General features: G+C 60.6%; 23 protein-coding genes. 16 read left to right on the forward strand and 7 right to left on the reverse strand.

Translation table 11 applies throughout. The annotated features are described in order from the left end of the window. The first annotated feature begins 30 nt into the window (after window positions 1–30). The 6 genes from G5168_RS17960 to galE all read left to right on the forward strand — a co-directional run bounded on the left by G5168_RS17960 (window position 31) and on the right by galE (window position 6,235). Window positions 31–510, forward strand: a complete 480-nt coding sequence (locus G5168_RS17960; protein WP_005343323.1) for a DUF1456 family protein — start codon at window positions 31–33, stop codon at window positions 508–510. Window positions 511–544: 34 nt separating this feature from the next. After that, complete coding sequence (locus tag G5168_RS17965) at window positions 545–1,432, forward strand: N-acetylmuramoyl-L-alanine amidase (RefSeq protein ID WP_421252543.1); 888 nt, start codon at window positions 545–547, stop codon at window positions 1,430–1,432. Window positions 1,433–1,587: 155 nt separating this feature from the next. Then, complete coding sequence (locus G5168_RS17970) at window positions 1,588–2,055, forward strand: Dps family protein (RefSeq protein WP_021229540.1); 468 nt, start codon at window positions 1,588–1,590, stop codon at window positions 2,053–2,055. A gap of 289 nt (window positions 2,056–2,344) precedes the next feature. Continuing rightward, window positions 2,345–3,994: a hydroxylamine reductase gene (gene hcp / locus G5168_RS17975; RefSeq protein ID WP_421252544.1), complete on the forward strand. Its 1,650-nt coding sequence runs from the start codon at window positions 2,345–2,347 to the stop codon at window positions 3,992–3,994. 121 nt (window positions 3,995–4,115) lie between these two features. Further along, the gene (locus G5168_RS17980; protein WP_421231310.1) at window positions 4,116–5,105 is read left to right on the forward strand and encodes an FAD-binding oxidoreductase; all 990 of its coding nucleotides are present in this window, start codon (window positions 4,116–4,118) and stop codon (window positions 5,103–5,105) included. A gap of 116 nt (window positions 5,106–5,221) precedes the next feature. Further along, window positions 5,222–6,235 carry a UDP-glucose 4-epimerase GalE gene (gene galE, locus G5168_RS17985; protein ID WP_042052373.1) on the forward strand — a complete coding sequence of 338 codons (1,014 nt, stop codon included), beginning with the start codon at window positions 5,222–5,224 and terminating at the stop codon, window positions 6,233–6,235. A gap of 69 nt (window positions 6,236–6,304) precedes the next feature. Here the strand turns inward: galE and G5168_RS17990 are convergent, their stop codons facing one another. Next, on the reverse strand, window positions 6,305–7,006 hold the full coding sequence (locus tag G5168_RS17990; protein WP_042052374.1) for a phosphatase PAP2 family protein: 702 nt from the start codon (window positions 7,004–7,006) through the stop codon (window positions 6,305–6,307). 258 nt (window positions 7,007–7,264) lie between these two features. Here G5168_RS17990 and mpl point away from each other — a divergent pair, with 258 nt between their 5' ends. Together mpl and G5168_RS18000 are read left to right on the forward strand one after the other, a co-directional pair. After that, window positions 7,265–8,635: a UDP-N-acetylmuramate:L-alanyl-gamma-D-glutamyl-meso-diaminopimelate ligase gene (gene mpl, locus G5168_RS17995; protein ID WP_005335612.1), complete on the forward strand. Its 1,371-nt coding sequence runs from the start codon at window positions 7,265–7,267 to the stop codon at window positions 8,633–8,635. Next, the gene (locus G5168_RS18000; protein WP_421231308.1) at window positions 8,632–9,243 is read left to right on the forward strand and encodes a flavin prenyltransferase UbiX; all 612 of its coding nucleotides are present in this window, start codon (window positions 8,632–8,634) and stop codon (window positions 9,241–9,243) included. The genes mpl and G5168_RS18000 overlap by 4 nt, the downstream gene beginning before the upstream one ends. Before the next feature lie 67 nt (window positions 9,244–9,310). On the opposite strand, the gene G5168_RS18005 is transcribed toward G5168_RS18000, so the two are convergent. Beyond that, entirely contained in the window at window positions 9,311–9,925 is a 615-nt protein-coding gene (locus G5168_RS18005) for a TetR/AcrR family transcriptional regulator (protein WP_245148390.1), read from the reverse strand. 201 nt (window positions 9,926–10,126) lie between these two features. Here G5168_RS18005 and hpt point away from each other — a divergent pair, with 201 nt between their 5' ends. The 8 genes from hpt to G5168_RS18045 all read left to right on the forward strand — a co-directional run bounded on the left by hpt (window position 10,127) and on the right by G5168_RS18045 (window position 15,897). Then, window positions 10,127–10,657, forward strand: coding sequence for a hypoxanthine phosphoribosyltransferase (gene hpt, locus G5168_RS18010; protein ID WP_368166394.1), 531 nt, complete (start codon window positions 10,127–10,129; stop codon window positions 10,655–10,657). 111 nt (window positions 10,658–10,768) lie between these two features. After that, window positions 10,769–11,686 (forward strand): ABC transporter ATP-binding protein, encoded by a 918-nt coding sequence (locus G5168_RS18015; protein WP_005354634.1) that lies wholly within the window; start codon window positions 10,769–10,771, stop codon window positions 11,684–11,686. Continuing rightward, window positions 11,683–12,456, forward strand: coding sequence for an ABC transporter permease (locus tag G5168_RS18020; protein WP_005362866.1), 774 nt, complete (start codon window positions 11,683–11,685; stop codon window positions 12,454–12,456). The genes G5168_RS18015 and G5168_RS18020 overlap by 4 nt, the downstream gene beginning before the upstream one ends. A gap of 226 nt (window positions 12,457–12,682) precedes the next feature. After that, window positions 12,683–13,834: a double-cubane-cluster-containing anaerobic reductase gene (locus G5168_RS18025; protein ID WP_421231307.1), complete on the forward strand. Its 1,152-nt coding sequence runs from the start codon at window positions 12,683–12,685 to the stop codon at window positions 13,832–13,834. A 9-nt stretch (window positions 13,835–13,843) separates the two neighbouring features. Further along, on the forward strand, window positions 13,844–14,626 hold the full coding sequence (locus G5168_RS18030; RefSeq protein ID WP_421231306.1) for an acyl-CoA dehydratase activase: 783 nt from the start codon (window positions 13,844–13,846) through the stop codon (window positions 14,624–14,626). Continuing rightward, a complete protein-coding gene (locus G5168_RS18035; protein WP_149152221.1) occupies window positions 14,623–14,931 on the forward strand; it encodes a DUF3343 domain-containing protein in 309 nt (102 codons plus the stop codon). The genes G5168_RS18030 and G5168_RS18035 overlap by 4 nt, the downstream gene beginning before the upstream one ends. Next, window positions 14,928–15,365, forward strand: a complete 438-nt coding sequence (locus G5168_RS18040; protein WP_149152220.1) for a MauE/DoxX family redox-associated membrane protein — start codon at window positions 14,928–14,930, stop codon at window positions 15,363–15,365. Before G5168_RS18035 ends, G5168_RS18040 begins: the two co-directional genes overlap by 4 nt. Before the next feature lie 4 nt (window positions 15,366–15,369). Further along, window positions 15,370–15,897 (forward strand): rhodanese-like domain-containing protein, encoded by a 528-nt coding sequence (locus tag G5168_RS18045; protein WP_421231305.1) that lies wholly within the window; start codon window positions 15,370–15,372, stop codon window positions 15,895–15,897. A gap of 83 nt (window positions 15,898–15,980) precedes the next feature. Here G5168_RS18045 and G5168_RS18050 read toward each other — a convergent pair whose 3' ends face one another. From G5168_RS18050 to pcnB, 5 genes are all read right to left on the reverse strand, one after another. Next, the gene (locus tag G5168_RS18050; RefSeq protein WP_421252545.1) at window positions 15,981–17,345 is read right to left on the reverse strand and encodes a cation:dicarboxylate symporter family transporter; all 1,365 of its coding nucleotides are present in this window, start codon (window positions 17,343–17,345) and stop codon (window positions 15,981–15,983) included. Between the two features lie 152 nt (window positions 17,346–17,497). Then, window positions 17,498–18,352, reverse strand: a complete 855-nt coding sequence (gene panC, locus G5168_RS18055; RefSeq protein WP_268016607.1) for a pantoate--beta-alanine ligase — start codon at window positions 18,350–18,352, stop codon at window positions 17,498–17,500. A gap of 104 nt (window positions 18,353–18,456) precedes the next feature. Beyond that, on the reverse strand, window positions 18,457–19,251 hold the full coding sequence (gene panB / locus G5168_RS18060; protein WP_042030455.1) for a 3-methyl-2-oxobutanoate hydroxymethyltransferase: 795 nt from the start codon (window positions 19,249–19,251) through the stop codon (window positions 18,457–18,459). After that, window positions 19,248–19,757 carry a 2-amino-4-hydroxy-6-hydroxymethyldihydropteridine diphosphokinase gene (gene folK, locus G5168_RS18065; RefSeq protein ID WP_139396213.1) on the reverse strand — a complete coding sequence of 170 codons (510 nt, stop codon included), beginning with the start codon at window positions 19,755–19,757 and terminating at the stop codon, window positions 19,248–19,250. The genes panB and folK overlap by 4 nt, the downstream gene beginning before the upstream one ends. Before the next feature lie 11 nt (window positions 19,758–19,768). Beyond that, window positions 19,769–21,235 carry a polynucleotide adenylyltransferase PcnB gene (pcnB, locus tag G5168_RS18070; RefSeq protein ID WP_194494626.1) on the reverse strand — a complete coding sequence of 489 codons (1,467 nt, stop codon included), beginning with the start codon at window positions 21,233–21,235 and terminating at the stop codon, window positions 19,769–19,771. Window positions 21,236–21,441 lie beyond the last annotated feature (206 nt).

Consider the following 21,441-nt stretch of genomic DNA (forward strand, 5'->3'; position numbering starts at 1 on the left):
TAAAGTTGCGCCGTTTACACAGGAGTCAGCATGACCAACAACGATATTCTGCGCCGTCTGCGCTACGCCCTCACCATCAGCAACGACCAGATGGTCGAGATGTTTGCCAAGGGCAACCTGACGGTCACTCACGCCCAGCTGCACAGCTGGTTGATGAAAGAGGCAGCGGAAGGTGAAGAGCAAGAGGCAGGCTATGTCGCCTGTCCCGACTCGGCCCTGAGCCAGTTCCTCGACGGTTTCATCATCGCCCGCCGCGGCGTGCGCGAAGATGCACCGCCCCAGGTGATCCCGAACCGGATCAACAACAACATGATCCTGCGCAAGCTGCGCATCGGTCTCAACTTCAAGGAAGAGGATATGCTCGGCACCCTCAAGCTCGCCGACTTCAATCTTTCCAAGTCCGAGCTCAGCGCCCTGTTCCGCTCCAAGGATCACAAGCACTATCAGGATTGCGGGGATCAGATCTTGCGTAACTTCCTGATCGGTCTCACGGCCAAATACCGCGGCTAACCAGCCGCGCGACTGAACAGACAGGGCCTTCGACATGTGCCAGCGACTCACTCCCCCCACGCTCAGCAGACTGGCTGCGGCAGGGGGATGGCGCTGGCGCTTTCTTCTTCCCCTCTTCTTTCTGCCACTGGTTCTGCTACTGGGTGCCTGCACCCCGTCCGAGTACCAGCTATCTACCCGCTATCAGAGCGCCAACCAGAACGAGCGGATCGCCTTTCTGATCCTCCACTACACCGATGAAGATGATGCCAACTCCCTGCGCCTGCTGACCGAGCCGGAGCACAAGGTGAGCGCCCACTACCTGATCCCCCGCGACAGCCACGAGACCCCGCTGCCGGTCTATCAGCTGGTGCCGGACAGTGCGCGCGCCTGGCATGCAGGACGCAGCCGCTGGCACCAATATGCCGGGCTCAATGCCAGCTCCCTTGGCATCGAGATCGTCAACCTCGGCTATCCAGCGGAAGATGAGCCGCTGGCCCCCGATGCCCGCCGCTGGCAACCCTATACCCCGCAGCAGATAGCTGCCGTCGGCGCACTCAGCCGGGAGCTGGTCGCCCGCTACCAGATTCCACCGACCCAGGTGCTGGGCCACAGCGATGTCGCCCCCGAGCGCAAGCAGGATCCCGGCCCCCACTTCCCCTGGCGCCAGCTCTATCTGACGTACGGAGTCGGCGCCTGGCCAGATGAAGGTCGGGTGGCCGAGTTACTGGCCAGCCCCTTGCCCGATTGGGATGCGGCCATGTGGCAGCAGCAGCTGGCCCGCTATGGCTATAGCCTGCCCCGGAGCGGCCAGTGGGATGAGCAGAGCCGCGCCGTCATGGGCGCCTTTCAGCTCCACTTTCGAGCCAGCAGGGTCGATAGCAAACCGGACCGCGAGTGCCAGGCCATCCTGATGGCGCTGCTCGAAAAATACTTCCCCTAATCCTCATCCATTGTCACCGTTGCTGCGTACTGTTTGATAGCCGTTAGCTATCAAACAGTTAGGCACAAGCAATTGTCCCTGCATTTTGCAAGGCGTTATTCTGACTGCGTTCCGAAAGAGAATTTCAAACCGATTTCCAAATCTGGAGGTGAATGATGAAAAGCCCGATTGGTCTTGATACTGCTCAATCACAAGCCCTGGCAGCCGAGTTGAACAAATTGCTGGCCAGCTACCAGATCCTCTACATGAACGTGCGCGGCTTCCACTGGAATATCCGTGGCAACCAGTTCTTCGAACTGCACCTGAAATTTGAAGAGATTTACAACGACCTGCTGTTGAAAGTCGATGCACTGGCCGAGCGGATCCTGACCTTGGATGGAGTGCCGATGCACAGCTTCAGCGACTATCTGAAAGTCTCTGCCATCCCGGAGCAAAAAGGGCTGCACGATGGCCGCGCCTGTGTCGAATCCCTGCTGGAGAGCTTCCGCGAACTGCTGGTCGCCCAGCGCCGTATTCTGGGTCAAGCAGCCGAAGCTGGTGATGAGGGCACTGCCTCCATCCTCTCCGACTATGTGCAGCAGCAGGAAAAACTGGTCTGGATGCTGCGCGCTTATCTGGCCTGATAGTGAACCAAGTCGACTACAGCGTACGTATGCTGGCTTGAGTAAGCACCGGGCCGAAAGCTCCTGACCAGACCACGGCCCAATCCATCTGATTGTTATGTTCTGTTGCAAACCTGAGTTGTCTCTCCTTTTATCCACCCGCTTGCCGCCCTGTTTGGGCGGCTTTTTTTGTTTTTGATCTGCATCAAGGGAATCTTAATTGGCAAATTGAATGCCTATTAAGTTTTTCGCGAGAGGAATAGAATCGCCACAAAACAGACAACTGAAATGTCCAATTAGGAGAGGCATGATGTTTTGTGTGCAATGTGAACAGACTATTCGTACCCCGGCTGGCAACGGCTGTGCCTACGCACAAGGTATGTGCGGCAAGACGGCTGAAACCTCGGATCTGCAGGATGTGCTGATCTATACCCTGCAGGGGCTCAGCGCCTGGGCGCTGGCCGCCCGTGAGCAGGGCATCATGGATCGCGAAATCGATGCCTTCGTGCCCAAGGCCTTCTTCGCTACCCTCACCAACGTCAACTTCGACTCGAATCGCATCGTGGCCTACGTCAATCAGGCCCTCGCCTATCGCCAGCAGCTGGCCGATCGTCTGAGCACCATGGCGGTGCAGGTGAACGACTTGCCACACTCCGCTTACTTCGAACCCGGTGCCGAACTGCTGGAACAACTTGCCCATGCCGCACCAGCCGCCCCGAATCGGGGCAAGAACGAGGTAAACGAGGACATCATGGGGCTGCGTCTGCTCTGCCTTTACGGCCTCAAGGGTGCAGCCGCCTATATGGAGCACGCCCGGGTGCTGGATCAGCAGAGTGACGAGGTGGCCGCCGAATTCCACCGCATCATGAGCTGGCTCAGCACAGATCCGAGCGAAATGGGTCGGCTGTTCAACTGCGCCATGGAGATCGGTCAACTCAACTTCAAAATCATGGAGATGCTGGATCTCGGTGAAACCAGCGCCTTCGGCCATCCGGAGCCGACCCGGGTCAGGGTCACGCCGATCCCCGGCAAGTGCATTCTGGTCTCCGGCCACGACATGATGGATCTCAAACTCATTCTGGAACAGACCAAGGGGACCGGCATTCATGTCTACACCCACGGCGAGATGCTGCCCGCGCTGGCCTACCCCTTCTTCAAGCAGTACCCCCATCTGGTGGGCAACTACGGCTCCGCCTGGCAAAACCAGCAGAAGGAGTTTGCCAACTTCCCGGGCGCCGTGGTGATGACCTCCAACTGCATCATCGACCCGAATGTGGGCAACTACTCGGATCGCATCTTTACCCGCTCCATCGTCGGCTGGCCGGGCGTCACCCATCTGGAGGGGGATGATTTCTCCGCCGTGATCGCCAAGGCACAAGCGCTGGAAGGCTTCAAGCACACCGAGCTCGAGCACTTCATCACCATCGGCTTTGCCCGCAACGCCCTGATGCAGGCTGCGCCCGCAGTGATTGAGAAGGTCAAAGCCGGGGAGATCAGCCACTTCTTCCTGGTGGGTGGCTGTGACGGCGACAAGGCCGAGCGCGCCTACTTCACCGAGTTTGCCAAGGCGGCGCCGCGCGACAGCCTGCTGCTCACGCTGGGCTGCGGCAAATACAAGTTCAACAAGCTCGACTTTGGCGACATCGGCGGCATTCCGCGTCTGCTGGACGTGGGTCAGTGCAACGATGCCTACTCCGCCATTCAGTTGGCGCTGGCACTCTCCGAGGCGTTCGAGTGCGGGGTCAACGATCTGCCGCTGACGCTGGTGCTCTCCTGGTTCGAGCAAAAAGCCATCGTCATTCTGCTCACCCTGCTCTCCCTCGGGGTGAAGAACATCCGCACCGGGCCAACCGCCCCCGCCTTCCTCACCCCGGCGCTGCTCAAGGTACTGGAGGAGCAATTTGGCCTGAAAGGGACCACCACGGCCGAGGCTGACCTGGCCGAGATCCTGGCGGCCTGATCGGTACCTCATGTTGTAAGCGTTTGGCGAGCCGCCCGGCTCGCCTTTTTTCTGGATCCGGCTTTTTCACCAGACGTTTTTCAAACCGTTTCAAACCTTATCAAACCCAAGGAGCCTTGTGATGACCTCTCTCACGCTCACCTGCATTGGCCGCCAACAGAACACCCACGACGTCGTGAGCTGGCAGCTGGCGCCCCTTTCCGGCAGCCTCCCTCCCGTACTTGCTGGCCAGTGCATCACCCTGCATACCGAGATCGACGGCCAGCCGGAGTGCCGCGCCTATACCCTCTCCTCCAGCCCACAGGATGTATTCTGGCAAGTGACTATCAAGGATGTGGGACGGGTCTCCCACCATCTGCATCAGACCTTGCAAGTGGGAGACAAAATCCGGGTGGATGGCCCGTTCGGCGATTTCAACCTGACCGCCTTGCCTTGCGAACGGCCACTGCTCTTGAGCGCTGGTTCCGGCATTACCCCCATGTGGGCCATGTTGCGAGACGAGCTCGCCAAACGACCGGATGCCGATATCCGCTTTATCCATAGCGCCCGCTCGCCAGCAGATGTGATCTTCGCAGATGACTTGGCTGCACTGGCTGAGGCCCATGCCGGTGTACGCCATGCCCTGATTATGGAAGAGGCCCCTGCAGATCACCCCTGGATTGGCCGACTCACCCCCGCCATGCTGGCCGAACTGGCCCCGGATCTGCGCGAACGCCATGTCTATCTCTGTGGCCCGGCCCCCTATATGGCGGCGGTCAAAACCATGCTGGCCGAACTGGGACTGCCGCAGGAGCAGCAGCATCAGGAGTCCTTCGGTCTTCCTCCAGCAGAGCCCATCAAGACCACCAGCGACCACTTCTGGCTAACCCTGAAAAAGAGCGGCAAGAAAGTGAAAATCCTGCCGGGTCAGACCCTGCTGGCGGCATTGGAAGCTGCGGGCGAAACCATGATGGCTGCTTGTCGCGCCGGGGTATGTGGCAGCTGTCGTTGCACCACCACAGGTGACATCGAGCGCCAGAGCGTGATGACCTTGAGTGCGCAGGATCTGGAGAGCGGCGTTGCTCTGGCCTGCTCCTGCACCGCAAAAGGGGATATCGGACTCGATTATTGAGGCGTGGTGAAGCCTTTTGTGAGGTGCGGTGAAAGCGTCATCGGTATCCCAACCTTTTCCCAAGTAGACAGGGGCGCTAGACTCTGCCCCAGTTTCACCAGAACACGGGATAAAAAATGACAATACTGGTCACTGGGGGCGCCGGCTATATCGGCTCCCACACCCTGGTTGAGCTGCTGGGCGCGGGGCAGCAGGTCGTGGTACTCGACAACCTATCCAACTCCTCACCGGCGTCACTCAAGCGGGTCGAGCAGATCACCGGCAAACCGGTCACCTTCGTCGAAGGGGATGTGCTGGACAGAGCCTGCCTGCAGCAGCTGTTCGCCAACCACCAGATCGAATCGGTCATCCACTTCGCCGGCCTCAAGGCGGTCGGGGAGTCGAGCCAGATCCCGCTCACCTACTACCAGAACAACATCAGCGGCACTCTGGTGCTGTGCGAAGAGATGGCCAAGGCCGGGGTTTTCCGGCTGGTATTCAGCTCCTCGGCCACTGTCTATGGCGATCCCGCCTCGGTACCGCTGCGGGAAGATTTCCCCACCAGCGCCACCAACCCCTATGGTCGCTCCAAGCTGATGGTGGAGGAGATCCTGCGCGATCTCGCCAAATCCGATCCCCGCTGGGCTATCGTACTGCTGCGTTACTTCAACCCGGTCGGCGCCCACGAGAGCGGCCTGATTGGTGAAGATCCCAACGGCATCCCCAACAACCTGTTGCCCTATATCAGCCAGGTCGGCGTGGGCAAGCTCAAGGAGCTGGGGGTATTTGGCAACGACTACCCGACCCCGGATGGCACCGGCGTACGTGACTACATCCATGTGGTGGATCTCGCCATCGGCCACCTGAAAGCACTGGCGCGCATCAAGAGCGACACCGGCGTCTTCACCTACAACCTGGGCACAGGTCAGGGCTATTCGGTGCTGGAGATGATCAGGGCGTTTGAAGCGGCCAGCGGCCGACCCATTCCCTACCAGATCAAACCCCGTCGCCCGGGCGACATCGCCGAGTGCTGGGCAGAGCCGACACTGGCCCGTGCCGAGCTGGGCTGGCAGGCTGAGCGCGGTCTGGAGCAGATGATGGTCGATACCTGGCGCTGGCAAAGCAACAACCCGAACGGCTATCAAGGCTGATATCTCGTGGGTGGATAATAAAACGCCCCGACATTTTCATGTCGGGGCGTTTTATTTTGCGACGTTCAATCAGTGGGTCTGACTGCGCAGCAGCGGCACACGGGCCAATCGGGGGGCGAGGCGCTCTATCAGCCGATCCGCCAGCGGGGTCAGCAGCACCCAGGGCAGACAGAGGGTCGCCAGCCCCAACGCGCCGACATAGACATCGGTAAACCAGTGAGCGCCAACCAGAATGCGCGGCGCGGAAAAGATCGGCACCATCAGCAATGCGGTGACTCCCGCCCAGCGCGGCAGATAGCGCAGGGCAAAACCGGCAAAGATCATCAGGAACAGGGCGTGATCCCCCGGGAAGCTATCACCGGAAGAGTCCTTGGTCGGAATACCGCTGATCTGGGTCACCCGCAGCGCATCGGCCACCATCAGAGTCGGGCTGGGACGCTCCACCGGCAATCGGTGACCAAGCTGGTTGATCACTAACGCACTCAGCAGCATCACTATGCCCATCGCCACCAGTTGGCGACGACCCACCAAATCCCGGGCGAAGAAGCAGCGGGCCAGGATCAGCCCCATACAGGCCAGCACCGCCAGATCGAACAGCCGGTTATTGGTGATGGCCACCAGATCGGCCCACAGAGCCGACTGCCCGAGCCAGCCGTTAACGGTATGAAAAATCGCGAGGTCCCACTGTTCCCAGGGACCATGAGCGGGCAGCGCAGCCCAACTGATGGCCACCAGACCACCGACCAGATAGCAAAGCAGGAACTTGCCCATGGGGACTCTCCTTTGGAAAAGGGCGATATCGTAAAACTGTAGCGTGCGTCACAAAACCGAAGAATTGTAAGAAAGTGCGACACAATATCAAGCCTCAAACAAAGCCCGTCAGCCTATTCCAATCTCGCATATCCCAACAGCGCCAAGATTTCTGCCTCCGGTGCTGCATCTGTGGGCTTCTCACCATGAGTGCGGCTTGTGCCACCACCGCAACACCCCCTAGAATGCGCACTTCCCTTTACTGCGAAAGGAAGCGGTATGCATATTCACATTCTCGGGATCTGCGGCACCTTTATGGGTGGTCTGGCGGTGTTGGCAAAACAGCTTGGTTACCGGGTGACCGGTTCGGATGCCAACGTCTATCCCCCCATGAGTACCCAGCTCGAGCAACAGGGCATCGAACTGACCGAAGGCTATGACCCCTCCCAACTCGATCCGGCGCCGGATCTGGTGGTGATCGGCAACGCCATGAGCCGCGGCAACCCCTGTGTTGAATATGTGCTGGATCGCAATCTGCCCTACATCTCCGGCCCCCAGTGGCTGCTGGAGCACGTGCTGCAGGATCGCTGGGTACTGGCCGTCGCCGGCACCCATGGCAAGACCACCACAGCCAGCATGCTGGCCTGGGTGCTGGAGTACGCCAAGCTGGAGCCCGGTTTCCTGATTGGCGGCGTGCCGGGCAACTTCCCGGTCTCGGCCCGTCTCGGCTCCGCCCCCTTCTTTGTCATCGAAGCGGACGAGTATGACTGCGCCTTCTTCGACAAGCGCTCCAAGTTCGTTCACTACCACCCGCGCACCCTGGTGATGAACAACCTGGAGTTCGACCACGCGGACATCTTCCCGGATCTCGCCGCGATCCAGCGCCAGTTCCACCACCTGATGCGCACCGTGCCGAGCAACGGCCGGGTGCTGTTCCCGCAAGCCGATGACAACCTCACCGCCGTGCGCAAGATGGGCTGCTGGAGCGAAGTGGAGCTGGTAGGTCAGGACGACGCCAAGTGGAAGGCGGTCAAGCTGGCCGATGACGGCTCCGCCTTCGAAGTGTGGCTGGATGGCGAAAAACAGGGCGAGGTGCACTGGGAGTGTATCGGCGAGCACAACGTCAACAATGGTCTGATGGCCATCGCGGCCGCACGTCATGCTGGCGTGATGGTGGAGCACGGCATCGCGGCGCTCTGCCAGTTCAAATCCCCCAAGCGACGGATGGAGCTCAAGGGCGAGGTAGCTGGCATCAGTGTCTATGACGACTTTGCCCACCACCCCACCGCCATCGAGACCACCCTTGGCGGTCTGCGCGCCAAGGTAGGCAAAGCCCGTATCCTGGCAGTGCTGGAGCCGCGCTCCAACACCATGAAACTGGGGGTACACAAGGAGGAGCTGGCCGGCTGCTTTGATGGCGCCGATGAAGTGTTCTTCTTCCAGCCTCCCAACATCGGCTGGGATCTCGGCGAAGTGACTGCCCATATGACCCGACCGGCCAAGGTGTTCAACGATCTGGAGACCCTGATCAACCGGCTGGTGGCCGAGAGCCGCGATGGCGACCATATTCTGATCATGAGCAACGGCGGCTTCGGTGGCATTCATGACAAGCTGATCGCCCGCCTCAAGGATTACCACGGCGAACTATGAACAAAACGATCACCCTGGCGCTGACCGGTGCCTCCGGCGCCCCCTACGCCCTGCGCCTGCTCCAGTGTCTGGTGCAGGCGGACTATCGGGTCTACCTGCTCGCCTCCTCGGCGGCTCGTGTGGTACTCAAGACCGAGCAGCAGCAGGAGTGGCCGGGCTCACCGAAAGAGCTCTCTGCTTATCTCTGTCGCCAATATGGCGCCAAGGAGGGGCAGATTGTCGCCTGCGGCAAGGAGGAGTGGTTCTCGCCAGTCGCCTCCGGTTCGGCAGCCCCCAAACAGATGGTGGTCTGCCCCTGCTCCATGGGCACCGTCTCGGCCATTGCCAACGGCACCTCGGACAACCTGCTGGAGCGGGCGGCGGATGTAGTGATCAAGGAGCGCGGCCAGCTCATTCTGGTGCCCCGCGAGAGCCCCTTCTCGGCGATCCATCTGGAGAACATGCTGAAACTGGCGCGGCTCGGAGTGACCATCATGCCTGCCGCGCCGGGTTTCTATCATGAGCCGAAAAGCATCGCGGATCTGGTAGATTTTATGGTCGCCCGCATCCTCGATCATCTGGGTGTCGAGCATGAGCTGACCAGCCGCTGGGGCTATGGCCACGGCTGAGCTGACCAGACAAACCGGATAAAAAAAGCGCCCCTCGATGAGGGGCGCCTTTTTTCGTTAAGCCGTATCAGCAAGCCTGAATAGGTGCCGTCACGTACTTGAACAGGAAATCAGTCACCTCTTGGCGCGCCGGGCGCTGAGGTTGATTGATCATCTGCATCATCACATAGCCAAAACCGGTCAAAGAGCGGGCCAGATCCTGTGCCGACAGCACGCTAGTGATCTCCCCTGCATCCATGGCGGTTTGCAGCTCGCTGGCGATCAGCTCAAGGCACTGATCGAGCAGGCGGGTATAGCGGGGCCATACCTCTTCCCGAACCGAGGAACTCCACTCCAGCCAGATACCGGCATAATCCGGTTGATCGTAGGCCGCATCGACAGAGAGGCGTACATGACGCTGAATCTTGTCGAAAATGGAGCCCTGGTCACCGTATGCCTGCGACAGCATCTGGTTCACAAAGCGTTCGATCTCGGCCAGCACCTCATCTACCAACTCCTCGCGGGTGTTGAAATAGTTGAAGACAGTAGCCACAGAGACCTTGGCCTGTTCGGCTATCTCGGCGTGACCTGCACGGCCAATACCGCGACGGGAGAACACCTCGATGGCACATTCCATCAATTGGGAGCGACGAGCTTCCGGCGACAGCCGGGTACGACGTCTTATTTCTGCGCGTGGTTCCATAGTTTTTATCATCTAATAGTTATTGATTATGGTGTTTATAGTATTTTAACTAATCATGCCTGAGTGCCTGCTAACTCTATCAATTAAAATAAGCTGATAAAAGCACCACGTATCTCTAGCACCCTTCGACATGAGTGGTAGAATCATCGGTTTTGATATTCATGAACGGCCAAATCCCCTTTGGCCTTATGGGAGTAAGTGATGAAACACACCGTCGAGGTGATGATCTCCGAGGCTGAAATCGCCGCCCGGATCGCCAAATTGGGTGAAGAGATCACCGCCCGCTATCAGGGTTCTGACGAAGTCGTGATGATTGCGCTGCTGCGCGGTTCCTGCATCTTCCTGGCCGACCTCTGCCGCCAGTGCCAGCTGCCCATCACTCTGGACTTCATGACAGCCTCCAGCTACGGCTCCGGCATGCACAGCACCCGTGACGTCCGCATCCTCAAAGACCTGGACGATGACATCAAGGGCAAGGATGTGGTGATCGTGGAAGACATCATCGACACCGGTTACACCCTCAACAAGGTGCGCGAGATCCTCTCCCTGCGCGAGCCGAAATCCCTGGCCATCTGCACCCTGCTGGACAAACCCTCCCGCCGCGAAGTGCAGGTGCCGGTCGACTGGATTGGCTTCGCCATTCCGGACGAATTCGTGGTCGGCTGTGGCATCGACTACGCCCAGAAGTACCGCAACCTGCCGTTTATCGGCAAAGTGGTACCCCAGGAGTAAGCCAGGTTCAGGAATATCACGGGTGAAGCGGTCTTGCGCCCTTTACTCTGTGCAGGCGGCCTTGGCCGCCTTTTCTGTATCGAGCCGGATTCAACCATCACAGAGGTTGCAATGAACGCATTGGAAATCAGCGGCCTGAAAAAGACCTATCAGGGGGGCGTCGAAGCCCTTAAAGGCATCGATCTTACCGTCAGGCAGGGGGATTTCTTCGCCCTGCTCGGCCCGAACGGCGCGGGCAAGTCCACCACCATCGGCGTCATCAGCTCGCTGGTGAACAAGAGCGCCGGCAAGGTGAAGGTGTTTGGCTACGACATCGACAGCGATCTCGAACAGGCCAAGGCCCAGCTCGGACTGGTGCCGCAGGAGTTCAACTTCAGCCAGTTCGAGAAGGTGATCCAGATTGTCACCCATCAGGCCGGTTTCTATGGCGTGCCCAAGGCGGAAGCCAAGATCCGCGCCGAGAAGTACCTGCGCCAGCTCGATCTGTGGGAGAAGCGCGACATGCCAGCCCGCACTCTCTCAGGCGGCATGAAGCGTCGCCTGATGATCGCCCGCGCCCTGATGCACGAGCCCAAGCTGCTGATCCTCGATGAACCGACCGCCGGGGTCGATATCGAGATCCGCCGCTCCATGTGGACCTTCCTCAAGGATCTCAACGAGCAGGGTGTCACCATTATTCTCACCACCCACTATCTGGAAGAGGCGGAGATGCTCTGCCGCAACATCGGCATCATCGACAAGGGTCGTCTGATCGAGAACACCAGCATGAAGAATCTGCTGGGCAAGCTGGGTCGCGAGACCTTCCTGCTCGACCTTGCGCCAGGTTCTGCCGTACCCGAGGTGCCAGAGTTCAACGGCCGCATGCCGGATGAGCGCACCCTTGAGGTGGATCTCGACAAGAGCCAGTCACTCAACAGCCTGTTCGAGCAGCTGTCGAACCAGCAGGTGCAGGTCGTGAGCATGCGCAACAAGGCCAACCGGCTGGAAGAGCTGTTCGTCAATCTGGTCGAAGAGGGGAGAAAAGCATGAATCTGGCCATCTACTACATCGCCTTCAAGAGCATTCTGGCCAAAGAGGTGAGCCGCTTTACCCGGATCTGGATCCAGACCTTGGTGCCACCGGCCATCACCATGAGCCTCTACTTCGTCATCTTCGGCAACCTGATCGGTTCGCGCATCGGTGACATGGGTGGCTTCACCTACATGGAGTTCATCGTGCCCGGCCTCATCATGATGTCGGTGATCACCAACTCCTACTCCAACGTTGCCTCCTCCTTCTTCAGCGCCAAGTTCCAGCGCAATATCGAGGAGATGCTGGTGGCACCGGTGCCCAACTACGTCATCATCGCCGGTTACGTGGGCGGTGGCGTGGCGCGCGGCCTCTGCGTCGGCCTTATCGTCACCCTGGTGTCGCTGTTCTTCGTGCCGCTGCAGATCCACCATCTGTTCAGCGTCTGCGTGACCGTGCTGCTGACCGCCATCCTCTTCTCGCTGGGTGGCCTTATCAACGCGGTGTTTGCCAAGACCTTCGACGACATCAGCATCATCCCCACCTTCGTGCTGACGCCGCTCACCTATCTGGGCGGGGTGTTCTACTCCATCAGCCTGCTGCCCCCCTTCTGGCAGGGGGTCTCCCAGGTGAACCCCATCATCTACATGGTGAACGCGTTCCGTTACGGCTTCCTCGGCATCTCCGACGTGCCGCTCGGCACCGCCTACCTCATCATCATCGGCTTTATCGTGGCCCTCTACGGTATCGCCTGGTGGCTTATCTCCCGCGGCACCGGGCTGCGCCACTAATGACCAAAACGGGCACCTCGCGGTGCCCGTTTTTTATTCCCCCTGTAGCCCCTTCAACCTGCCAGCCCCCTTCGCAATAACCTGCCTGTTATTAAGGCTTTACCTGACACCTTGTGATCCACCGCAATTTTCGAATTACCCCCAAAGGTATAATTCTCGCGATTGGATGTGCCGTCACGGATGGCACCTCCGTCTCTTCATTTCTCTCATCAGGGCAGGATCGCCTATGTCACTTATCACCGAGTTGCCAGCCATTTTCGATAGTTTTTCAGATGCCCGTCGTCAGGGCTTTCTGGCTGTGATGGCACTCAAGGAGCGACAGATCCCCCTGGTCGGCACCTACTGCACCTTCATGCCGCAAGAGGTGGCGATGGCCGCTGGCGCCGTGGTGGTATCGCTCTGCTCAACCAGCGACGAGACCATCGAGGAGGCCGAGAAAGAGCTGCCTCGCAACCTCTGCCCGCTAATCAAGAGCAGCTACGGTTTTGGCAAGACCGACAAGTGCCCCTACTTCTACTTCTCCGATCTGGTGGTGGGGGAAACCACCTGCGACGGTAAGAAGAAGATGTACGAGTACATGACCGAGTTCAAACCGGTGCATGTGATGCAGTTGCCCAACCGCGCCGATGACGAAGCCTCCCGCACCCTGTGGCGCAGCGAAATCGTCCGCTTCAAGGAGTTGCTGGAGCAGCAGTTCGGCAAGCCCATCAGCGAGCAGGCATTGCGAGACGCCATCGTGCTGAAAAACCGCGAGCGCCGCGCGCTGGCCGATTTCTACCGGCTGGGCCAGCTCAATCCACCGGCACTCAGCGGTACCGACCTGCTCAAGGTGGTCTATGGTGCCACCTTCCGCTTCGACAAGGAGCAGCTCATCAGCGAGCTGCAGGAGATGACCCGCCGCATCAAGGCCGAGTATGCCGAGGGCAAGCGGCTCAATGCCCGTCCGCGCATCCTCATCACCGGCTGCCCCATCGGCGGCGCAGCTGACAAGGTGGTGCGCCTCATCGAGGAGCACGGCGGCTGGGTGGTAGGTTACGAGAACTGCACCGGCGCCAAGGCGACCGAGCAGTGCGTCAGCGAGGAGGGCGACTTGTTCGATGCGCTGACCGACAAGTATCTGGCCATCGGCTGCTCCTGCATCTCCCCCAACCACCAGCGCATGAATCTGCTGAGCCAGATGGTGGAGGAGTATCAGGCAGACGGGGTGATCGATGTGATCCTGCAGGCCTGCCACACCTATGCGGTGGAGTCGCTCGCCATCAAGCGCCATGTGCGCGAACGCCATGGCATCCCCTACATGGCAGTCGAGACCGACTACTCCAGCGCCGACAAGGGACAACTGGCGACCCGGCTGGCTGCCTTTATCGAAATGCTGTGAGGAGGCGTCGTGTCACTCTCCATCGGGATTGACTCGGGCTCCACCGCGACCAAGGGGATCCTGTTCGACCACAGGGATGGCGGGCGTATCGTCCGCCGTTTTCTGGTGCCGACCCCCTTTCGTCCGCTGGCCGCCATCGAGCAAGGCTGGGAGGAGCTCTCGTCCGATTTGCCAGAGCGCCCCCACCTGACCCTGACCGGCTATGGCCGCGATCTGGCGTCGTTCGCCGATCGCCGGGTTACCGAGATCTCCTGCCATGGGCTGGGGGCTCGCCTGCTCTGCCCGTCGGTACACACCGTCATCGATATCGGCGGGCAGGATAGCAAGGTGATCCAGCTCGATAGCGACGGCAACCTCACCGACTTTCTGATGAACGACAAGTGTGCCGCCGGTACCGGTCGCTTTCTCGAGGTGATCACCCGCACTCTGGGTGCCCGGGTCGAGCAGCTTGACGAACTGCTGCAAGGGGCCGAGCCCCACGACATCAGCAGCATGTGTACCGTGTTTGCCGAATCGGAGGCGATCAGCCTGCGCTCGGCGGGCATTCCCGCCGAGTCGATCCTGGCCGGTATCGTCCGCTCCATGGCCCGGCGCAGTGCCAATTTTATCGGCCGCCTCGGCGCCCGACCGACCGTGCTCTTTACCGGCGGCGTCAGCCACTGCGCCACCTTCCGCCACTATCTGGCCGAAGGGTTGGGCTGCGAAGTGGCCACCCACCCGGACGCCCAGTTTGCCGGTGCGCTGGGGGCTGCCCTGTTCGGCGCGCGCGCCAGCACGGGAGGCAAATCATGAATCAGGAGTTTCTCTACCTGTTCCACTCCACCCTCGGCACGATCAGGATGCGCAAGCGGCTGGAGCAGCACGGTCAGTCGTTTCGGGTCTGCGATGTACCGCGCCTGCTCAGCGCCGGCTGTGGCCTCGCCATTCGCTTGCACTGCCCGCCAGACGAGTGGCAACAGTGGTGTCAGCACGGTGAAACCGCCGCTGTCTTTCACTGCGAAGCGGACGGCGACTATCAGGAGCTGGCACGCTACCCGGCCGATAGCCCGGACATGGCGAAGCAAACGCTTGTGGCTGGCAGTCGGAGTCATGGATGATAAAGATCTATCCCATGGCCGTTTATCTGCGCATGCTGGCCAATCTGGCGTTGGGGGGATTCTTCCTCGCCTCCGCCTGGTTCAAGCTGGCCTCCCCCGCCCTGTTCATCGAGCAGATCGGCGCCTTTGGCCTGATCTGGCCGCTGCTGATCCCGCCGGTGGCCTGGGGGCTGATCGCGCTGGAGCTCTGCGCAGGGCTTGCGGTCATCGCCAACCGGCGCTGGGGACTCTGGCTGGTGATCGGGCTGCTCACCCTGTTTATTCCGGTGTTGGGCTATGGCGTTGCCATCGGGCTCGACATCTCTTGCGGCTGTCTGGGCAGGGCTGATCTCGGCTCGTTGCCGGAGGCCATTGTGCGGGATCTGCTGCTACTGACGCTTGCGGGCGCCCTGCTGCGAACTTCCCGCCCCGTTTTTTTCGTTCGAAAGGAGTAGTGACATGATGACATTGCGATCCCGCACTCTGGTGGCCTCGCTGATCGCCGCCAGCTTTGCCCTCGCGGGCTGTGGCGACAACCAGTTCGAGCAGGAGGTGAAGCTTGAGCAATCGGCTGTGCAGCTGGCACAGGAGACGCAGCAGGGGGGCTATCAGCTGCTGACCGTGGCCGAGCTGAAAACCCGGATGGACAAAGGCGAGGAGCTGGTGATCATCGACACCATGCCCTATGAGGACTCCTACAAGAAGGAGCACATCCCGGGGGCCAAGAACTTTGTCTTCGTGAAGGAGGCCAAGGCCGGTGACAACTGGAGCGAGATTGTCGAGGGGAGCAGCACGGCGGAGCAGTTCCAGGCGCTGCTGGGTGAAGACAAAGCTCGCCCTGTGGTGATCTACTGCGGTTTCGTCAAGTGCGGCCGCAGCCACAACGCCGCCGCCTGGGCGGTCAATCAGGGCTATCAACAGGTCTATCGGGTGCCGGGCGGCATCTTCGCCTGGAAAGGCGCCGGTTACCCCGTCTCTGCCGAGTAACCGCGTCTGCCCACAAGGCAACACAGTCGATATGAAAGAAGCCCGCAACTGCGGGCTTCTTTCATATTGGGCAACACTCGGAGTTAACTGGCGGCCTGCGTCTGCACCGTCTCCACGTTGGCCAGCTGCTGCTTGCCCAGCAACCGTTTGGAGATCATCGCCGCCATGATGGAGCCGTTGACGTTGAGGGCGGTACGGCCCATGTCCACCAGTGGCTCGATGGCGATCATCACCCCCACCAGCGCAATGGGGAAGTTGAGGGTAGAGAGCACGATCAGCGCGGCGAAGGTGCCACCACCGCCGACGCCTGCCACCCCGATGGAGCCCAGTGCAATGACCGGCAGCAGAGTCAGCAGGAACAGCGGGTCAAACGGGTTGATGCCGAGCATGGGGGCAATCATCGCCACCATCATGGCCGGATAGATGCCGGCACAGCCGTTCTGGCCGAGGTTGGCACCGAATGAGGCGGCAAAGTTGGCGATGCTGGAGGGCACCCCAAGACGCTGCTGGGTCTCGATGCTGAGCGGAATGGAAGCCGCGCTGCTGCGGGAGATAAAGGCGAAGGTGAGCACGCCCCACACTTCCCGCAGATAGTGCAGCGGGTTCTGACCGATCAGCAGCAGGATCACCATGTGTACCGCAAACATCGCCAGAATGGCGACGTAGCAGACCAGAATAAAGCCGAGCAGGCTGAGGATCTCGCTCAGGGGATAGTGGGCTACCACCCGGGCGATCAGCGCCATCACGCCATAGGGGGTGAGCGCAATCACCACCCGCACCATCTTCATCACCCACAGTTGCAAAGTGTCGATGGCGACGGCGGCGCGAGCACCAGCCTGCGGATGCTCCGCCTTCAGCTGCAGCAGGGCAACCCCGGCCAGCACGGTGAAGATCACCACCCCGATCACCGAGAGGCCGCGGCTACCCGCCATATCGGCGGCAAAGTTGGTGGGCACCAGCGAGAGCAGCAGGGCCGGCAGGGTCTGGGCACTGTCGATGGTGCTCATGCTCTGTTGCAGCGCGGCGCTGTCGCTGCCGTGGCTCAGCAGCCCCTCGGCAGTGAGACCGCTCAGATGGGTCACCGTCATCCCCACCACACCGGCGATCATCACTAGGATCAGCATGGAGCCGATCAGCACGGCGCTGATCTTGCCGAGGGACTGGGCCTGCTCCAGCTTGTTGATGGCGGAGAGGATCGAGGTGAACACCAGCGGCATCATCACCACCTTGAGCAGGTTGACATAGCCGCCGCCGATGATATTGACCCACTCCAGGGTCTGCTGGACGCCGGCATCATCGGCCCCCCAGCCCAGTTGCAGAGCCAGCCCGAACAGGGCACCAAGCAGCAGACCCGCAAGCACCTTGCGCGAGAGCGGCAATCCGGATGGCAACCGGGTGAGAGCAAAACAGAGCAGACAGAAAACAAGCGATGCAATCAGGACAAACATCATGAATACCTGTAGCGGCCATCAGGCCAAAAGTGGATAGAAACGAAGGGGAATGCGGGCAGGGCCGCAGAACAAAACGCCGGGATGCAGGAGAGTGCAGGCGTGAAAAAGCAGCGGACGCCCGGGAAGGCGTCCGCTGGCAATCGGGGGAATTACTTCTTTACGGTGACGACGCGGTTGTCGATAAGACGGGCCTTGCCGAGATATGCCGCCATCAGGATCACCAGCTGCTCGCTTTCGTCGGTAGCCGCTTCGAGGTTGGCGGCATCGACGATGTCGATGGCATCGGTGCGAAAACCGGCGTTGTCGAGGCGTTGGCTGGCCTGCGCCACCAAAGAAGGCAGGTGGTGATCACCCGCTTCGATCTGCTCGGCGATCCAGTTCATGGTGCGCGCCAGCTCGGGGGCGATGGCCCGCTCGGCAGCGGTCAGGTAACCGTTGCGCGAAGAGAGCGCCAGCCCGTCTTCGGCCCGCACGGTGGGCACGCCGACGATCTCGATGGGCATCGCCATGTCGGCCACCATCTTGCGAATGAGCGCCAGCTGCTGGTAATCCTTCTGGCCAAAGCAGGCCACATCCGGCTGTACCAGATTGAACAGCTTGGTGACGACGGTGCTGACCCCGCGGAAGTGACCCGGACGCAGCGCCCCCTCCAGCAGATTGGAGAGACCCGGCACCTCGACGAAGGTCTGGCTGGCCAGCCCCTGCGGATACATGATCTCCGGGGTCGGGGTGAACACCATATCGACCCCGGCCGCTTCCAGCGCGGCGCAATCCTGCTCCAGAGTGCGCGGGTAGTTGGCAAGATCCTCGGCCTTGTCGAACTGCATCGGGTTGACGAAGATGCTGACCACCACCTTCTCGGCGTGGCTGTGCGCCTCTTTCACCAGCGTCAGGTGGCCCTGATGCAGATTGCCCATGGTGGGCACGAATGCGATGGCACGCCCTTCACGGCGCCATTGAGAGATCTGCTCACGCAGAGCGGCAGGATTGTTAACAACCAACATCGGCAGTTCACCTTCAGATGAATCAAAAAGATACGGGTTACATCAGCCTGACAGGATGACGAAACGGGGGCACTGGCCCCCGCTCGCATCGATAGGGCATCACATCAGTTGAAGCAGTGTTCCGGGCCGGGGAAACTCCCCTCGCTCACCTGCTGCACATAGAGGCGCACGGCGGCACGCACGTCACCGGTCTCGGCCAGGAAGTTCTTGGTGAACTTGGGCACATAGCCGGAGGTGACGCCAAAGGCGTCGTGCATCACCAGAATTTGACCGTCGGTCGCAGGGCCGGCACCGATGCCGATCACCGGGATGCGCAGCGCCTTGCTGATCCGCTCGGCCAGCGCACTGGGCACGCACTCGAGCACCAGCAGCTGGATACCGGCCGCCTGCAGCTCGAGGGCCTGACGGTAGATCTCCTGGGCCTGGAACTCGTCGCGACCCTGCACCTTGAAGCCGCCAAAGACGTGAACGGATTGCGGGGTGAGGCCGAGGTGACCGCACACCGGCACCCCGTTGCGGGTGAGGTGGCGGATGGAGTCGCACAGCCAGTCGCCCCCTTCCATCTTGACCATGCGGGCACCGGCTGCCATCAGGCGGGCGGCGTTCTGGTAAGTCTGCTCGGGGGTGGCGTAACTCATGAAGGGCATGTCGGCGATGATCAGCGCATTGCTGGCACCGCGAGCCACACAGCGGGTGTGATAGACCATCTCATCCATGTTGACCGCCAGGGTATCCTGACCCCCTTGCAGCACCATGCCCAGCGAATCGCCGATGAGCAGCACGTGGGCCCCCTCGTCGTCGAACAACTTGGCAAAGGTGGCATCATAGGCGGTGATGGCGGTGAACTTTTGACCATCCTGCTTCATCTTCAGCAGGCTGGCGGTGGTGATCTTGCTCATAAAGGCTCCTGTACGTCTGCACTCGGCGCAATGATGGCGAGATCATTGCTCGGGCAGCGGGCAACCAGTTGTGCGAGCGGGGTGCCGCAGGGCAGCACCAGAGCGGGCGCGATTTCGGCCAGGGGCAGCAGCACGAACTCCCGCTCCTTCATGCCGTAATGGGGAACGATCAGGCGCTCGTGGTTGATCACCTGATCGCCAAAGAGCAGCAGATCGAGATCCAGAGTTCTGGGTCCCCACCGCTCCTCTTTGCGCACACGTCCCTGTTCCAGCTCGATTTTTTGTAGTTGATCCAGCAGCGCCAGCGGCGTCAGCCGGGTGTTGAGCCGGGCCACGGCATTGACGTAGTCCGGCTGATCAGCAGGCCCCATGGGGCGGCTGCTGTAAAACGACGAGGCCTGCACCAGCACAGATTCCGGCAAGGTCGCCAACGCGGCGACCGCGCGGCGCGCCTGGCCGAGCGGGTCGGCCAGGTTGGAACCAATGGCGATGAAGACCTCGGTCATCACGTCTGTGATCACTCGGCCGCTTTCGGCTTGCGACGGCGCGGGCGGCGGCGATTGCGGCTGTTGCTGCTGCGCTTCTCGCCATCGTGGCTACGGCTCTCACCGCGCTCACCGCTGGCCGGGCGACGGGTCGCTTCCCGTTGCAGCTGCGGGCGCACATCGGGGTTGGAGGCAACATAGCGCTCCCACCAGCTGGCCAGCTCGCCGAGACCGCGCTCGACCCGGTTGCGCAGCAACAGGAAGTCAAACGCCGCACGGAACTTGGGGTGCTCCATGGCGCGCTCGGGGTGCTTGCCCTGACGACGGGTCAGCCGCTGTTGCAGTGCCCAGATGTCGCGGACATCTGTCGTGAAACGGCGGGGAACGGCGATGATCCGCACCTGATTGTCGAGCACCTCGTTGATCGCCAGCATGAAGGCGTCATACCAGGGCAGGCCGCTCTCGTTTTCCAGCACCCGACCACGGGCCTCGACGCAGCCCCACAGCAGGGTGGCGTAGAGGAAGGCGGGAGTGACGCGTTTATCTTCACGAACGCGAGTGTCGGTATCGATCAGCGCCTGCTCGATAAACTGCTCGTAAGGCGAGTTGCCGTGCGGGGTAAACAGCGCAGCCACTTGCGGGAAGAGCTGCTGGAACAGGCCGTACTCGCGCAGCAGCTTGTAGGTAGTCAGGGCATCGCCAGCCAGGAACAGCTTGAGGGTCTCCTCAAACAGGCGGGCCGCCGGAATATCCTGCAGCAACGGCGCCAGCTCCCTGATGGGGGCGGCGGTGCGCGGGCTGATGGTCATGTCGAGCTTGGCGGCGAAACGCACGGCGCGCAGCATCCGCACCGGATCTTCGCGGTAGCGGGTTTCGGGATCGCCAATCAGCTCCAGCTTGCGCTCGGCCAAATCTTCCAGCCCGCCCTCGAAATCGTGCAGGGTGAAATCCTTGGCACTGTAGTAGAGGGCGTTGACGGTAAAATCGCGGCGCTCGGCATCCTCTTCGATGGTGCCGTAGACGTTGTCGCGCAGCAGCATCCCTTCATCGGACTGGGCCGACACATGTTTGCTGGTATTGACCTGATGGTGGTGACCGCGGAAGGTGGCCACTTCGATCACGTCACGACCAAACACAATGTGGGCCAGGCGGAAGCGGCGGCCAATCAGGCGGCAGTTGCTGAACAGCGCCTTGATCTGCTCCGGCGTCGCATCGGTTGCGATGTCGAAATCCTTGGGCGTCTTCCCGAGCAGCAGATCCCGGACTCCGCCGCCGACCAGGTAGGCCTCATAGCCCCCTTTGTTCAGGCGATAGAGCACCTTGAGTGCATTCTCGCTGATCTCTTTGCGCGAAATAGGGTGCTGATCACGGCTTAAGGTACGACGTTGACCGGCGACACGGGCTGGAATGGGGGATTCCACCGACTGCTCGCCGTCTTCCTTGCCGAGCACCTTGCGGCAAAAGTTTGCGATCTGGGAAAAAATGGTACACCTCTTCATGACTTCTAAATTGACGGGAGGCCAAAAAATAGCGGCCTATCATAGCTCACGCCTAACCAAATGAAAAACCGTGCTGACAATTGATCCCGCATGAAACCGTCCGCCAGCGAAAATAGCGGTCAATCTGCACATAGCTCACGCCTAACCAAATGAAAAACCGTGCTGACAATTGATCCCGCATGAAACCGTCCGCCAGCGAAAATAGC

This window comes from Aeromonas sp. 600724, from assembly GCF_049175135.1.
GTDB lineage: Bacteria > Pseudomonadota > Gammaproteobacteria > Enterobacterales > Aeromonadaceae > Aeromonas > Aeromonas veronii_A.